Origin of the sequence: Capnocytophaga canis (genome assembly GCF_043187445.1) — a bacterium.
GTDB lineage: Bacteria > Bacteroidota > Bacteroidia > Flavobacteriales > Flavobacteriaceae > Capnocytophaga > Capnocytophaga canis.
Map to the genome: position 1 here is coordinate 913,657 of NZ_CP171121.1, position 14,627 is coordinate 928,283.

The following is a 14,627-nucleotide window of genomic DNA, read 5'->3' on the forward strand; positions in this document are numbered from 1 at the left end:
AAATCGGCGGCAAAAATAGGGTAAAAAAATGAAACTATCACAAAAAAAGGAAATTTAATCAGATCTTTTTAATGAAATTAAAAAACTACCCAAAAAAGAATGTCTTACAAAATTAATTCCTTAACGGAATTAAACACCCTTTCTTGGATAGTTTCAACAAATGTTTTTATAGGAAAAGCCTATTGTTGTACAGTTCCTTTGATTCGCAAAGCCACAACTGGTTTTGTTTTAGCGTTTGAAGTTATAGTAACTGTTTTGCTGATTGGGCCAACACGATTTGTGTCATATTTCACCTCAATTTTCCCTTTTTCTCCTGGCATAATTGGCTTTCCTTTAGGGAAAGAAGGGACTGTACATCCACAACTTGAAGTAGCGTTAGCAATCACTAAAGGAGCTTTTCCTGTATTTGTAAATTCAAAAACACGCACCCCGTCGCTTCCAGCTTTGATTGTTCCGTAATCAATTTCTTCCGCTGTGAAAGTGATTTCAGCTGTTGCCTCTTGTGCATAAGTTACAAGACCAAACGTAGCTACGAATAAAAATGTTAAAAACTTTTTCATGGTACAAAAAATTAAAATAATTAGTTATCTATATCATTATTATCAATAAACATGCCAAGGTTTGTATTTTTCGGTTAAAAGTTTAATAAACCATAGTTAATAGAACGCTAAATATGACACTTAGAACACCTCAAACATATTCATTAAAAACGTGGGGCAAAGATAAAAATTTTCTTTAAATAAACAATTATGTTTTATATTTGCACTCAGATTTTGTAACACTCAATATTAACACTTAAAATAAAGAAAGTATCTTCATGGAAATCCCTTCAAAATATTTACCCAATTCGGTAGAAGCCAAATGGTACGAATACTGGATGAAACACAATTTCTTCCACTCAACTCCCGATGAAAGAACACCTTACACCATTGTAATTCCCCCGCCAAATGTTACGGGAATTTTGCATATGGGGCATATGCTCAATAACACAATTCAAGATGTACTTATACGCCGTGCAAGGCTCAAAGGCTTCAATGCTTGCTGGGTGCCGGGTACCGACCACGCTTCTATTGCCACTGAAGCCAAAGTAGTGGCAAAGCTCAAAGAACAAGGCATCGACAAAGCCAACCTCACGCGTGAGGAATTCCTCAAACACGCTTGGGATTGGACGCATCAGTATGGTGGTGTTATCCTTGAACAACTCAAAAAACTCGGTTGTTCGTGCGATTGGGACAGAACTAAATTCACCCTCGATGATGACCTTTATGCTTCGGTGATAAAGGTGTTTGTGGATTTGTACAACAAAGGATACATCTACCGCGGATACCGAATGGTCAATTGGGACCCACAGGCAAAAACCACCCTTTCCGACGAGGAAGTTATCTATAAAGAACAAAACGGAAAACTTTTTTACCTTAAATATAAGATAGAGGGTTCGGAGGAATTTCTGACCGTAGCCACAACCCGCCCCGAAACCATTTTCGGAGATATTGCCGTTTGTATCAATCCCAACGATGAGCGTTACAAACATCTGAAAGGAAAAAAAGTAATCGTGCCGATTGTTAATCGCGTTGTGCCTATTATCGAAGACGAATACGTGGATATTGAGTTTGGAACAGGAGCTTTGAAAATCACTCCGGCTCACGACAAAAACGACTACGAAATCGGCGAACGCCATAAACTCGAAATCATCGACGCCTTTACCGACGATGCCAAACTGAATCATTACGGATTGCATTACGAAGGAAAAGACCGATTTGTGGTTCGCAAAGAGATAGTTAAAGAGCTCGAAGCAAAAGATTTATTGCTGAAAACGGAAGATTATCTTAATAAAGTCGGTACATCGGAACGTACAGGGGCTGTTATCGAACAACGCCCACTCGACCAATGGTTTTTGAAGATGGAAGATTTGGTAAAACCTGCCATCAGTGGAGTTTTGGAAAGTGAAGAAATCAATTTCTTCCCAAAAAGATATGAAAATACCTATCGCCATTGGATGGAAAATATCCGCGATTGGAACATCTCGCGACAGCTTTGGTGGGGGCAACAAATTCCGGCGTATTATTATGGTAGCGGAAAAGAAGATTTCGTAGTTGCCGAAACCAAAGAAAAAGCCTTAGAATTGGCAAAAGCAAAATCTAATAACCACTCCCTAACCACTAATGACTTGAAACAGGACGAAGACGCTCTCGATACGTGGTTTTCTTCTTGGTTGTGGCCAATGAGCGTTTTTGGTGGAATTTTAGACCCCGAAAACGAAGAATACAATTATTATTATCCTACCAATGATTTGGTTACAGGTCCTGATATTATTTTCTTTTGGGTGGCGAGAATGATTATGGCGGGGTACGAATTCAAAGGAAGAAAACCTTTTACCAATGTCTATTTTACAGGGATTGTTCGCGACAAACAGGGACGAAAAATGTCCAAACAATTAGGTAATTCGCCCGATGCATTGAAATTGATTGATGACTTTGGTGCGGACGGCGTTCGTGTGGGGCTTTTATTATCGTCCGCAGCAGGAAATGACTTACTTTTCGATGAGGCACTTTGTCAGCAAGGTAGCGGATTTGCCAACAAGATTTGGAATGCCTTCCGATTAGTGAAAGGTTGGGAAATTTCGGAAGCTAATCAGCCTGAAAACAACCGAATTGCCATAGAATGGTACAGAAATAAATTCCAAAAGGTACTTGCCGAAACCGAAGACGATTTTGCAAAATACAGAATCTCCGATGCCTTGATGAAAATCTACAAATTGGTGTGGGACGACTTCTGTTCGTGGCTCTTGGAGATGGTAAAACCTGCTTACGGACAACCGATTGACCAAAAAACGTTTGCAGAAATTATCGCCATTTTTGAGGATAACCTCAAATTGTTGCATCCGTTTATGCCATTCATCACGGAGGAAATCTGGCAACACATCACCGAACGAAAACCTCAGGAGGCTCTGGTAGTGGCAAAATATCCTGAAATAACTTCGTTCGATGAGCGTATTTTAGCCGAATTTGACACCGCAGCCGAAGTGATTTCGGGCATCAGAACCGTGCGAAAAGAGAAAAACATTCCGTTTAAGGAGGAAATTTCACTTTCTGTGTTGAACAACGAACAGACGGCAACGACTTTCGATGTGATTATCGTCAAATTGGGCAATTTGTCCGAACTGAAATATGTTAGCCAAAAGGTAGAGGGAGCGATTTCGTTCCGAGTGAAGTCCAACGAGTATTTTATCCCGATGCAGGGCAACATCAATGTAGAGGAGGAAATCAAAAAACTCGAAGAGGAACTCAAATATACGCAAGGCTTTTTGGCTTCGGTGGAGAAAAAACTTTCCAACGAAAAGTTTGTCAGCTCCGCTCCTGAAAAAGTGGTGGAAATGGAACGCAAAAAACAAGCCGACGCACTGGCGAAGATTGAAACCATTCAACAAAGCCTTAAAAACCTGCGGGGATAAGAAAAAGGAAAAAGTGTAAAGGATAAAGTTACAAGAAAGGGCGAAAGATTTTTTCGCTTTTACGTAGAGCATATACGAATACATAGACATTCAATACCAATTATAAACTAAATTAAATATTATGTATAGAGAAAAATGGAAACTTTTGCTTGGAGAAAAAAGATTTAGAGAAAAATCTCCAACAATACCTACTGATGGAAGAAATCCCTTTGAAAATGATTATGGTAGACTTATTTCAAGTTCCCCTATTAGACGTCTACAGGATAAGACACAAGTCTTTCCACTAGAACAGAGCGATTATATAAGAACGAGATTAACCCATTCCCTTGAAGTATCCTATATTGCTAGCTCAATAGGTCAGAGTATTGAAAAAGTTTTACTCAAAAAAGGAGATATTACTGATGATCAAAAAGGACTTCTTAGTTCACTTCTTAGAGTTGCTGGATTAGTTCACGACCTAGGAAACCCCCCATTCGGACATTTCGGAGAAAAAGCTATAGCTACTTTTTTTTCAGATTATTTTGATAAAAAAAGTACATCCCTTAATGATAATGAAAAAGCTGATTTGAAATATTTTGATGGTAATGTTCAAACATTTAGGATATTATCCAAGCTATATTACTTTGGAGATGGTTTTGGCTATAATTTAACCTATTCTTCACTAGCTTCAATCGTAAAATATCCTTTCAGTTCCGTAGAGGGCAATCAAGGAGATTCAGAGGATATTGCTAAGAAGAAGTTTGGATACTTTGTTACAGAAGAGAGTTTATATAAAGAAATAGATGGATATTTACAACTAAACAACAAGAGAAATCCTATTACTTATTTACTTGAAGCTGCTGATGATATTGCGTATAGTGCAGCAGATATAGAAGATAGTATAAAGCTTGGTATTATAGATATAAACAAAGTAAGAAAAATCTTTAATGAAAACTTATCTAAAAATAAAATACAAGTCCTTAAAGAGTTAGATTCACTAACTAACAAATTTTGGGATGAGAGGGACTCCTCCTTAGTTATACAAAAGTTTAGAATTTTCACCCAAAGAATTATGATTGAAAAAATTATAGAAACTTTTGAAAACAATTATGATAAAATTATGGAAGGAACTATGAAAGAAGAAATTATCAAAATTTCAGAAGCCTCTGACATAAGAAAAGCATATAAAGAATTACAATCTATTGTTTTTAAAGATAAATGTATTATTAAAAAGGAAATTGCGGGATGGGAAGCCATCTATGGGTTGTTAGACATTTTTGTAAAAGCCTCTGAAAGTCCAAGCTTTTGTGAAAAAGAGGGCACTTATGATTCCCGTTTATACAATTTAATATCATCAGATCATAGATATGTGTATGAGAATATTGAAAAGTATAACAACGATGAATATAAAAAACTTCAGATGATAGTAGACTATATCTCTGGAATGACAGATTCTTATGCCATTAATTTATATCAACAATTAAAAGGAATTAAATTATAAATGTTTTTCGAAGAGGAGAATATCAAAAAAAAATTTCAAGATTATTTTGTACACAAAATGAAAGAGAATAACGCTATATCTCTTTTATACAACATCCTTTCTGTTGAGACAGCTTATGTAATAGGTGGTTTTTTCAGAGATTTTTTATATGGGAAAAATAGTCGTGATATAGATATAATAGTAGACATTAAAAGAACACAACTAATCGAAATAATATCGTCCTTTTGCTTTCCTCATAAAGTAAATAGATATGGGGGGATCAAAATCAAGTTAAGTGATTTAGAGTTAGATATTTGGTCTATAGAGGACAATTGGGCTTTCAAAAATAACTTGGTAAAGTTAAATGAAAATGACAAATTGAATAGTATAGCCAAGGGGTGCTTTTACAACTATGATTCATTAGTAATTAATCTCCACAACTTTTCATACAACTTGAAGTATTATAAAGACTTTGTAAAAAATAATCAACTTGATATTCTTCAAAAAAAATCGATATATAAAAATTTAAATCCTTCTGTTGAGGCGAATATAATAAGAGCCTTTTATATAAAGTATAGATTCAATTCTTCTTTAAGCGATAACACTTATTTATATGTGAGTAAAAAACTTGGACATTTACGAGATAAATATGGTAATGTATTGTCTCATCTTAATAAAATTAAACAAACTTATCCGAAGTACAATGAATTAAATTCAGCTTACATAGAGTGTTGTATAGAAGAAATAAAAAAAAATAATAACTATAATAATCAATATCTTCTAGATTTTTAAAGATTACAAAAAACAAATTATTACAAATCAATCAAATAAAGAATTATGTTAACGCGTTTATAAACATTATCAAGATTCTAGCACGTATTTTTTCATTTTAAGGGAATTACCTAAAAGAATAAAACGTGTATCCCAAATCTCTTTATTAAAGTTTTTAATTAAAAAACAAATGACTTCTTATTCTCCCTATTTAAGCGAAACATCAAAACGCTTGTTTTCTTGTTTCGCCTAAATAGGCGAAGCCCCAAAACACGCGGAGGCGACCTTCGCCTAAGTAGGTAAAGGTAGAAAACGACTGTTTTTGCGTATCGCCTAAGTAGGCAATGGTCAGGAACATTTGTTTTCTCGTTTCGCCTAAACGATTGCAATTAAACAACAACAAATGTTAAAATTCAACCAAAAAGCTCTTACACAATAATATTTTTGTACATTAGCGGAAAAAGTAAAACACATTACTGATTGTCAAACTAAATTTATACCGCTATGAACAAACTAAACACTTCCATTCGCACCACCGAAATCGATGATGTTTCTGACCTACTTTTGGTGTTGTATCGCAAAGAAACTGCCTTGCAAGAGGAGGCTTTTTTGAAATCTACTTTTGCCGAAATCGAAACGCTTTCCCACGAAATTACTGAAGCCATCAAACGCGATGTGTCGCTCTCCAAACAGGAAGAAGCCGACTTGCGTAGGGATAATTTGGTGCGGTCACTCAATGCGGCATTGCTCGGTTATTGTGCGTTGCCTATCCCTCAATTGAAAGAAAACGGAGAGAAATTATTCGCTGTCTTCTCCAAATATGGGGTGAAAATTACGAAGGAGGCGTACGCTGTCGAATCATCGCTTATTGAATCATTGTTAAAGGATTTGTCTGCCCCCGAGTTGGAGTCGGCAATTGCGTCGCTTCAGGGGATAAAAGAAATCATTTCGCAACTTCGCAATGAACAAACTGCCTTTACTGAGCTTCGTGCCGAGTACGAAAAAAGTATTTCCGAGCAGAAAAACACTCCTTCTGCCTCATCGCTGAAAAAACCGCTGCTCGAAGCCATCAATGGGAAACTCATTCCGTATCTCATCGCAATGAAAATCGCTAACCCTACGCAATATAGTTCCCTTGCCAACGCTGTGGAACAAGTGATTGACACGACCAACACCGCCATAAAACGAAGAAACAATCAGGGAAAAGGAGATAGTGAAACTAAAAAGTAAAAGGAAAAAGACAAGTTATCTCAGTGAAATAAATGCCTAAAAGGGAGAAAAATATATTTCGTAACTTTAGGCATTTTTCTTAAGCAACACGTTGTATAAATCTAAATTATGAAGCAGATGAAAAAACGGACTAATATAACAACTGTACTTCTTTGAGTGAAAAATGTTTTTCACCCTCTTCGGTTTCAACTACCAACTCTCCAGACGGCAATACCCTACGGACGATACCCGAAAAATCACTTCCCTGTTGCGGACGAAATGCCGAAACTTCGTTTAATCGAAACAAATGGCTTCTGTACGCTGGGTACAACTCCTGAAAAGAGAAGTCTATCTGAGAAAACGTTTGCTGTAAATTAACTACAATTTTATTTATAATTTCCTCTATATCAAAACTCTTACCTGTTTCATTTTTCAATGAACTAGCTTTCGGAAGTCCTTCAAAATTAGTTTGGTTCACATTCAATCCAATACCTATGATACTTTTTTCTATTTTACCACCACGTATGATGTTTTCAATGAGTACGCCTCCAATTTTGTATTTATTCGATAAAATATCATTCGGCCATTTGATGTGTAAATTCGGAACACCTAAAGATTTTAGTGTAGTTACAATGGCAATTGACGTAAGCATGTTCAAAACAAAATATCGTTCCAAATCGAAATTTTCATGTATGTATAACACGCTAAAAGTCAAATTCTTGTAGGGTTCAGCCATCCATTTGGCTCCATACTGCCCGACTCCCTGCGTTTGATTCGGAGTCCAAACAGTCAAAAAATTAGACAATCCCTCTCCCGAATTGACCATTTTTTTCAAGAAAACATTTGTCGAATCTACGGAAGCTAACTTGATAATCTTCATAGTAATACAACCAAAAAAAATCTTTGTAAGGAACTCTTACAAAGATTTTTAAGTAACTTAAAATTTAATTATTATGAGAAAAAGTTTTATTTATACATTACTTTATGTACTGCCTTCACCACATCGTTTGCATTCGGCAACCATTCTTTCAACAAAGCAGGTGAATAAGGGGCGGGAGCATCAGCCGTTGTAATTCTCTGAATAGGAGCGTCTAAGAAATCAAACACATTTTCTTGCACTTGGTAAGTAATTTCTGAAGCCACACTCGCGAAAGGCCAAGCTTCTTCCAAAATCACCAAGCGATTGGTTTTTTTCACAGAATTAAAGATAGCCTCTTTATCCATTGGACGTACGGTACGCAAATCAATAATTTCACATTCAATGCCTTCTTTTGCCAAAATATCGGCTGCAACAAACGCCTCTTTAATAATTTTCCCGAAAGAAACGATAGTTACATCTTTCCCTTCTCGTTTTACATCAGCAACACCTAATGGCAATACATACTCACCTTCAGGAACTTCACCTTTATCGCCATACATTTGCTCTGACTCCATAAAAATCACTGGGTCGTTATCACGGATAGCAGCTTTCAACAAACCTTTGGCATCATAGGGCGTTGAAGGCACAACTACTTTCAGTCCTGGAGTGTTTGCAAACCAATTTTCAAACGCCTGTGAGTGCGTTGCTCCTAATTGTCCTGCAGAAGCCGTTGGCCCACGAAAAACAATCGGGATATTGAATTGACCGCCCGACATCTGGCGCATTTTAGCAGCGTTATTGATAATTTGGTCTATAGCCACCAACGAGAAGTTAAAAGTCATAAACTCCACTATGGGTCTATTTCCATTCATGGCCGCTCCCACGGAAATCCCAGCAAAACCAGCCTCCGCAATTGGAGTATCAATAACACGCTTGGGGCCAAACTCATCTAACATTCCTTTTGATGCTTTATAAGCTCCATTATATTCGGCAACCTCTTCCCCCATTAAGTAAATTGATTCATCGCGACGCATTTCCTCGCTCATCGCCTCACAAATAGCTTCTCTGAATTGTATTGTTCTCATTTTTATATGAATATTTAACCATAGTTGTGAAAGGCACAAAAATACACATATTTATTGAATTTTACATCGATGTTTATTTTTTTTTCGAATTTATATTTTTAATAAAAACGCCAATAATTGACTATCAACGATTTAAATATTTATTCATAATATTACTTTTGACGCTTAAGTCTTCTTTTTTTGAGCACAAAGTTTTCAAGCAGACAAACCTTATTTTCATGTAAAGAGGCACTCTATCAAAATGTGATGATTATCCCAAAAGTTTTATTATTTTTGTCAGCAAAATTAGAACCATTGTAATGAGCAAAAAAATACGGATAGGGAGTCGAGACAGCGAACTTGCTCTGTGGCAAGCACGTTTAGTAGAAAACAAACTAAACGCCTTAAACTATGAAACTGAGATTGTTGCTGTAAAATCAGAGGGAGATTTAATATTAGACAAACCTCTGTATGAAATGGGAATCACAGGTATTTTTACGAAAACCTTAGATATAGCCATGTTAAAAAAGCAGGTCGACATTGCAGTACATAGCATGAAAGATGTGCCGACCGCACTCCCCAAAGGAATTGTACAAAAAGCAGTATTGAAACGTGCTAATGTACATGATATTTTGGTTTTTAAAGAAAATACATTGTTTTTAGAAAATCCCGAAGCTACAATTGCCACGGGCAGTTTACGCCGTAAGGCACAGTGGTTACATCGCTTCCCTACACATGAAGTAGTAAACCTACGCGGAAATGTAAACACTCGATTACAAAAATTGAATGACAACAATTGGAACGGAGCTATTTTTGCTTCTGCAGGATTGGAACGTATTGACAAAAAACCTGAAAATCACGTCGTTTTGGATTGGATGATTCCCGCCCCTGCACAAGGAGCTATGGTGGTAGTTGTCAACGAAGACGATTCTTTTTCATGCGAAGCAGTTGCCAAATTAAATGATCGAGAAACCGATATTTGCACCCACATCGAACGACAATTTTTACGTGTTTTAGAAGGCGGATGTACCGCTCCCATAGGAGCTTTTGCTCATTTTGAAGGAAACAAAATCATGTTTCAAGGAGCGTTGTTTTCATTGGACGGCAAACAAAAAATCAGCGTTTCAAAAGCCATATCAGAAACTGATTTCCACGAATTTGGAAAACAATGCGCTGAAGAAATACTCAGTAAAGGCGGAGCTGAGATAATAAAAACATTACGCTAAAGAACAAGTAGAGCATTACAATCACGGAATATTAAACCTTACAAATGAAAAGATTTTTATATGCTATATGTTGTATGATTTTGATAAGTTGTCAAAATCAAAACAATGACTTACAAGGAATTGAAATCAAAGAAAGACACACGTTTTCTTTGGAGGGAAAAAGTGTCCGAGCTATGGTTCTCTTGGATAAAAATATTGGGTTTGCAGGTTCAGAGGGTGTGTTGGGTTTCATAAACACCCAAAACCTCACGATGGAAAAAACGGATTTTTTAGATGTAGAGTATCGTTCGGTAGCAGCTACAACAAATGATTTTTATATGCTTTCGGTAGGCAGCCCTGCAATGCTTTTCAGCACACAATCGGATGGCTTCAAAAAAATGTATGAAGAAACTCATGAGAAAGCTTTCTACGACAGTATGTTATTCCTTGACAATCAGTTTGGAATTGCGGTTGGTGACCCCACTGATGATTGCATGTCTGTACTCACAACCCACGATGGAGGAAAAACATGGCAAAAAAAATCATGTGATCAAGCTCCAAAATTAGCAGTAGGTGAGGCTTTATTTGCCGCAAGTAATTCCAATATTGCCAATGTGGAGAACCTGCTTTGGGTGATTACCGGAGGGTCAAAGAGTCGTATATTTTCATCGGAAGACAAGGGAGTCACTTGGAAATCAACAAACCTGCCGATTGTACAGGGAACCCCCTCACAGGGAGCCTTTTCGGTAAGTTTTTACGACAAAAATAATGGAATTGTAATGGGAGGAGATTATAAAAATCCAACATTAAAAGCAAAAAGTGGAGCTATTACCACGGACGGCGGAAAAACGTGGCAAGTAATTGACGAAACTTCCTCTCCTGGGTACATAAGTTGTGTGCGATATATCCCAAACAGTGAAGGTAAGGGACTTGTAGCTACTTCATCCAGCAACGGAATTTGGTCGTCAGTCGATAGCGGGAAAACTTGGAAAAAAATATCAGAAAAAGGATATCACAGTCTGTTATTCGTTGATGAAAACACTTTGGTGGCTTCAGGGAATGAAGAAATCACCCTATTCAAGTACAAAAAATATTGAAAATAATTTGGCAGATTAAAAAAAAGTCCGTTAATTTGCACCCTGATTTTAATAGTAAGGACAATACAATAATAATAGAGAAAAATGGCAAGAGTTTGTGAACTAACAGGAAAAAAAGCATTGGTGGGGAATAATGTATCTCACGCAATGAACAAAACAAAACGTAAATTCAACGTAAATTTAAGAACAAAACGTTTTTACATTCCTGAAGAGGATCGTTGGATTACATTGAAAGTGTCAACATCTGCTATCAAAACCATCAACAAAAAAGGGATTTCAGCAGTTTTAAGAGAAGTAGAACGTAACGGATACATTTAATAGTGTGTCGTTTTAACATATAAAACATACAGTACAATGGCTAAAAAAGGTAATAGAATACAGGTAATTATGGAATGTACAGAGCATAAAGAGTCAGGTATGCCAGGTACGTCTCGTTACATTACAACAAAGAATAAGAAAAACACACCTGATAGATTAGAACTTAAAAAATTCAATCCTATCTTGAAAAGGGTAACTGTTCATAAAGAAATTAAATAATAAGGGGTTATGGCAAAGAAAACAGTAGCAACATTACAGGGAAAATCAAAAAAATTAACTAAAGCCATTAAAATGGTAAAATCTCCTAAGACAGGTGCTTACACTTTCGTTGAAAGCGTTATGGCTCCTGAGTTGGTTGACGATTTTTTAAAGAAAAAATAATTATTTTCTCTATTTATCATAATGAAAGCTGTCGTGAGACGGCTTTTTTTATTTTATATATTTGGTCATAATATAATACAGCAAACAAAACAACAGTAGTTCACAAAATTTGAAAACTGTAGGATTTGTAGAAAAAGTAAGTTATCAAGAATATATGTAAAACTAAAATATAATCCTTATTTTTGTCAGCAAAAAATACAGTAAGTAGATTAAAAATGAATGGAGTTGTTTATAAATCAACAGGTAGTTGGTATTCAGTGAAAGCAGAGGACGGTGTATTTTACCAATGTCGTATCAAAGGAAGATTCCGTATTAAAGATATCAAAAACACAAATCCCATCGCGGTTGGCGATAGCGTTAGTTTTGAACTTGAAAAATCGGGTAACGGCGTTATTTTCGACATCCATGAACGAAAAAACTACATCATCCGTAAATCTGTAAACCTGTCTAAACAAACACATATCATCGCATCCAATATTGACATTGCTTTTTTGGTGGTAACCCTAAATAATCCTCCTACTCTCACCGCTTTTATTGACCGATTTTTGGTTACAGCAGAAGCATATAGCATACGTACAATATTGCTATTCAATAAGATAGACACTTACACCCCAGAAGAACTTGACGAAGTAAAATATTTAGCAGCCACTTACCGACAAATAGGCTATGAATGCCTTGGAATTTCGGCAATTACTCATAAAAACATCGACAAACTCAAGGAATTAATGCAAAATAATACCTGTGTGATTTCAGGGCATTCAGGGGTAGGAAAAAGTACACTCATCAATGCCATTGCACCCGAACTAAATTTGAAAACGGCAGCTCTTTCGGTACAATTTCAGCAAGGACAACATACTACCACATTTGCTCAAATGTACGATTTGGATTTTGGAGGAAGAATCATTGACACTCCTGGCATCAAGGGATTTGGAATGGTTGACATTGAAAAAGAAGAACTTACAGATTATTTTCCTGAGTTTTTCAGATTAAAATCGGAATGCAAATTCAATAACTGTTTACATATTGATGAACCTAAATGTGCTGTGAAAACTGCTCTGGAAAAAGACCTAATCTCATGGTCTCGCTACAAAAATTATCTACAGATACTCAAAGGAGAAGAAGAACACTATCGCACTGATGAGGGAGAGGAGGAGTCTTAACACTACCCTTTCTCCTACTCTTCTCTACTAAAAACCTTTTTATATCATACAGCACAACTATCCGAAACTTTTAAAATAAAAGTTGCCTGAGAATGTTGTATATTTGAAAAATTCCCATTTTTTTTCAATTATGACACTCTTCAGGCGAAGCAAAAATACAAATAAACCCGTAATCAGACAAATTTTAGATCTCATTCCTGCGCATATTTTAAGAGCGGAAATCGCTAAACATCAGTCCGATAAGGGAAAGTCTACCTATAAAACTCGCGACCAATTGGTGGCACTAACTTTCGGACAGCTGAATAAATGCTATACGCTATCCGACATAAGTTGCGGATTATCAGTAAGTAGCACTTTCCTAAGCGATCTCCAACTCAAACAAAGTCCCGCAAAATCAACAATGAGTGATGGAAACAAAGTAAGACATTATGCAGTATTTAAAGATTTGTATTCTAGTCTTTTAAAGTATTACAAACACTCTTTAAAAGCCAAACATCAAAGTCATATCATCGATGAAATCCAAAACCACAAAATAAAAATCATTGACAGTACTACCATTAGCCTGTGTTTAAGTCTTTTCAACTGGGCAAAATTTCGGACAGCTAAAGGCGGACTCAAAATTCACACCGTTTGGGACGATCAACTTGGATTGCCTGAAATGGTCAATATCACCGAAGCTAAAACACACGATAGCAAAGGATTACAACAAAATATCTATCCGAAAAACACCATCATTGTTGAGGATAGAGGCTATTTTGATTTTAGTTTGATGCTCGGCAGAATCCATTGCCAAAATACTTTTGTTACGCGAATTAAGTCCAACACGCTCTACCAAAGTTTTGAAGAACGAGACCTGCCTGATGAAAAAGACCACGACATCCTCAAAGATGAAATCATCGTTTTGACCTCAAAAAAGGCGGTAGAAAGTGGTATTGATCAAGAGAAATTACGTTTGGTAACGGTTTATAAGCAAGACGGCAACAAAACCATAGAAATCATCACCAATAATATGGATTGGACGGCGAGAACCATTGCGGATTTGTACAAAAAACGATGGGATATTGAGTTGTTTTTCAAGGCGATGAAGCAAAATTTACAGATAAAAACTTTTCTTGGCACGAGTGAAAATGCGGTGAAATCACAGATTTATGTATCTTTGATTTGCTATCTTCTGTTGGAGTTGATAAAGCGATTTTATAGCGATAAAAAGACGGCATTTAGTAATTTTTGCGAGAAAATAAGGGTGTGTCTTATGCACTATCTGACGCTGAATTATGTTTGCAACGAACTGAAACCTATCGTAAAAAAAGTGAAAAAACCACCTGAAAACACACTCTTTGACAGAGATAATTCCGCACAACAAACAAGTCTGCCCTTATAAATAAAGGGTTGACAAGGAATTTTATGAGTTTTCAAAAAACTTTCGGACGGCTGTGATCATACAGCTATTATTTTGCTTAATTTTCCTAAAAAAAGTTGTGAAGCTTCATTATTTTTGGTAATTTCGGGCAAGATATTCTATCTTTTTAAACGAAAAATATTATTATTTTCACTCATAACAGTGATAATCAGTATAGTAAAATTAGAAAATTATCAAAATACTTGCTACTTTGTTTTCAAAAAGTCAAGACAATTCAATATATAAAAGTTATG

General features: G+C 36.1%; 15 protein-coding genes. 11 read left to right on the top strand and 4 right to left on the bottom strand.

Annotated elements, in window-relative coordinates:
• Positions 1-179: 179 nt before the first annotated feature.
• Positions 180-560: a DUF1573 domain-containing protein gene (locus tag ACF3OB_RS03985; RefSeq protein ID WP_042007894.1), complete on the bottom strand. Its 381-nt coding sequence runs from the start codon at positions 558-560 to the stop codon at positions 180-182.
• A 257-nt stretch (positions 561-817) separates the two neighbouring features.
• Between ACF3OB_RS03985 and ACF3OB_RS03990 the strand changes: the two genes are divergently transcribed.
• The 3 genes from ACF3OB_RS03990 (at position 818) to ACF3OB_RS04000 (ending at position 5,702) form a co-directional block, all read left to right on the top strand.
• On the top strand, positions 818-3,451 hold the full coding sequence (locus tag ACF3OB_RS03990) for a valine--tRNA ligase (RefSeq protein WP_392448455.1): 2,634 nt from the start codon (positions 818-820) through the stop codon (positions 3,449-3,451).
• A gap of 121 nt (positions 3,452-3,572) precedes the next feature.
• Positions 3,573-4,931 carry a dGTP triphosphohydrolase gene (gene dgt / locus ACF3OB_RS03995; protein ID WP_095900279.1) on the top strand — a complete coding sequence of 453 codons (1,359 nt, stop codon included), beginning with the start codon at positions 3,573-3,575 and terminating at the stop codon, positions 4,929-4,931.
• Between the two features lie 57 nt (positions 4,932-4,988).
• Positions 4,989-5,702, top strand: coding sequence for a hypothetical protein (locus ACF3OB_RS04000; protein ID WP_157908818.1), 714 nt, complete (start codon positions 4,989-4,991; stop codon positions 5,700-5,702).
• Between the two features lie 202 nt (positions 5,703-5,904).
• On the opposite strand, the gene ACF3OB_RS04005 is transcribed toward ACF3OB_RS04000, so the two are convergent.
• Positions 5,905-6,039: a hypothetical protein gene (locus tag ACF3OB_RS04005; protein ID WP_262497035.1), complete on the bottom strand. Its 135-nt coding sequence runs from the start codon at positions 6,037-6,039 to the stop codon at positions 5,905-5,907.
• A 146-nt stretch (positions 6,040-6,185) separates the two neighbouring features.
• Here ACF3OB_RS04005 and ACF3OB_RS04010 point away from each other — a divergent pair, with 146 nt between their 5' ends.
• On the top strand, positions 6,186-6,911 hold the full coding sequence (locus ACF3OB_RS04010; RefSeq protein ID WP_392419541.1) for a DUF6261 family protein: 726 nt from the start codon (positions 6,186-6,188) through the stop codon (positions 6,909-6,911).
• A 130-nt stretch (positions 6,912-7,041) separates the two neighbouring features.
• On the opposite strand, the gene ACF3OB_RS04015 is transcribed toward ACF3OB_RS04010, so the two are convergent.
• Together ACF3OB_RS04015 and ACF3OB_RS04020 are read right to left on the bottom strand one after the other, a co-directional pair.
• Complete coding sequence (locus ACF3OB_RS04015) at positions 7,042-7,770, bottom strand: biotin--[acetyl-CoA-carboxylase] ligase (RefSeq protein WP_042347530.1); 729 nt, start codon at positions 7,768-7,770, stop codon at positions 7,042-7,044.
• An 86-nt stretch (positions 7,771-7,856) separates the two neighbouring features.
• Positions 7,857-8,834 carry a pyruvate dehydrogenase complex E1 component subunit beta gene (locus ACF3OB_RS04020; protein WP_042007884.1) on the bottom strand — a complete coding sequence of 326 codons (978 nt, stop codon included), beginning with the start codon at positions 8,832-8,834 and terminating at the stop codon, positions 7,857-7,859.
• Positions 8,835-9,133: 299 nt separating this feature from the next.
• Between ACF3OB_RS04020 and hemC the strand changes: the two genes are divergently transcribed.
• From hemC to ACF3OB_RS04055, 7 genes are all read left to right on the top strand, one after another.
• The gene (hemC, locus tag ACF3OB_RS04025) at positions 9,134-10,039 is read left to right on the top strand and encodes a hydroxymethylbilane synthase (RefSeq protein WP_042347532.1); all 906 of its coding nucleotides are present in this window, start codon (positions 9,134-9,136) and stop codon (positions 10,037-10,039) included.
• Positions 10,040-10,083: 44 nt separating this feature from the next.
• Positions 10,084-11,115 carry a VPS10 domain-containing protein gene (locus ACF3OB_RS04030; RefSeq protein ID WP_392448459.1) on the top strand — a complete coding sequence of 344 codons (1,032 nt, stop codon included), beginning with the start codon at positions 10,084-10,086 and terminating at the stop codon, positions 11,113-11,115.
• 84 nt (positions 11,116-11,199) lie between these two features.
• Entirely contained in the window at positions 11,200-11,433 is a 234-nt protein-coding gene (gene rpmB, locus ACF3OB_RS04035; protein WP_042007881.1) for a 50S ribosomal protein L28, read from the top strand.
• A gap of 36 nt (positions 11,434-11,469) precedes the next feature.
• Entirely contained in the window at positions 11,470-11,652 is a 183-nt protein-coding gene (rpmG, locus tag ACF3OB_RS04040) for a 50S ribosomal protein L33 (RefSeq protein ID WP_042007879.1), read from the top strand.
• A 9-nt stretch (positions 11,653-11,661) separates the two neighbouring features.
• The gene (locus ACF3OB_RS04045) at positions 11,662-11,814 is read left to right on the top strand and encodes a DUF4295 domain-containing protein (RefSeq protein ID WP_064504531.1); all 153 of its coding nucleotides are present in this window, start codon (positions 11,662-11,664) and stop codon (positions 11,812-11,814) included.
• A 215-nt stretch (positions 11,815-12,029) separates the two neighbouring features.
• Positions 12,030-12,974, top strand: a complete 945-nt coding sequence (gene rsgA, locus ACF3OB_RS04050) for a ribosome small subunit-dependent GTPase A (RefSeq protein WP_042007877.1) — start codon at positions 12,030-12,032, stop codon at positions 12,972-12,974.
• 130 nt (positions 12,975-13,104) lie between these two features.
• A complete protein-coding gene (locus tag ACF3OB_RS04055) occupies positions 13,105-14,355 on the top strand; it encodes an IS4 family transposase (RefSeq protein WP_392448461.1) in 1,251 nt (416 codons plus the stop codon).
• Positions 14,356-14,627: the final 272 nt, after the last annotated feature.

What these genes read in the sequence shown, in the direction of transcription:
- ACF3OB_RS04000 (WP_157908818.1), top strand. Translation starts at nt 4,989, where the DNA reads ATGAAAGAGAATAACGCTATATCTCTTTTATACAACATCCTTTCTGTT.
- rsgA (WP_042007877.1), top strand. Translation starts at nt 12,030, where the DNA reads ATGAATGGAGTTGTTTATAAATCAACAGGTAGTTGGTATTCAGTGAAA.
- ACF3OB_RS03985 (WP_042007894.1), bottom strand. Translation starts at nt 560, where the DNA reads ATGAAAAAGTTTTTAACATTTTTATTCGTAGCTACGTTTGGTCTTGTA.
- rpmB (WP_042007881.1), top strand. Translation starts at nt 11,200, where the DNA reads ATGGCAAGAGTTTGTGAACTAACAGGAAAAAAAGCATTGGTGGGGAAT.
- ACF3OB_RS04030 (WP_392448459.1), top strand. Translation starts at nt 10,084, where the DNA reads ATGAAAAGATTTTTATATGCTATATGTTGTATGATTTTGATAAGTTGT.
- ACF3OB_RS03990 (WP_392448455.1), top strand. Translation starts at nt 818, where the DNA reads ATGGAAATCCCTTCAAAATATTTACCCAATTCGGTAGAAGCCAAATGG.
- rpmG (WP_042007879.1), top strand. Translation starts at nt 11,470, where the DNA reads ATGGCTAAAAAAGGTAATAGAATACAGGTAATTATGGAATGTACAGAG.
- ACF3OB_RS04045 (WP_064504531.1), top strand. Translation starts at nt 11,662, where the DNA reads ATGGCAAAGAAAACAGTAGCAACATTACAGGGAAAATCAAAAAAATTA.
- ACF3OB_RS04005 (WP_262497035.1), bottom strand. Translation starts at nt 6,039, where the DNA reads ATGTTCCTGACCATTGCCTACTTAGGCGATACGCAAAAACAGTCGTTT.
- ACF3OB_RS04020 (WP_042007884.1), bottom strand. Translation starts at nt 8,834, where the DNA reads ATGAGAACAATACAATTCAGAGAAGCTATTTGTGAGGCGATGAGCGAG.
- ACF3OB_RS04055 (WP_392448461.1), top strand. Translation starts at nt 13,105, where the DNA reads ATGACACTCTTCAGGCGAAGCAAAAATACAAATAAACCCGTAATCAGA.
- ACF3OB_RS04010 (WP_392419541.1), top strand. Translation starts at nt 6,186, where the DNA reads ATGAACAAACTAAACACTTCCATTCGCACCACCGAAATCGATGATGTT.
- dgt (WP_095900279.1), top strand. Translation starts at nt 3,573, where the DNA reads ATGTATAGAGAAAAATGGAAACTTTTGCTTGGAGAAAAAAGATTTAGA.
- ACF3OB_RS04015 (WP_042347530.1), bottom strand. Translation starts at nt 7,770, where the DNA reads ATGAAGATTATCAAGTTAGCTTCCGTAGATTCGACAAATGTTTTCTTG.
- hemC (WP_042347532.1), top strand. Translation starts at nt 9,134, where the DNA reads ATGAGCAAAAAAATACGGATAGGGAGTCGAGACAGCGAACTTGCTCTG.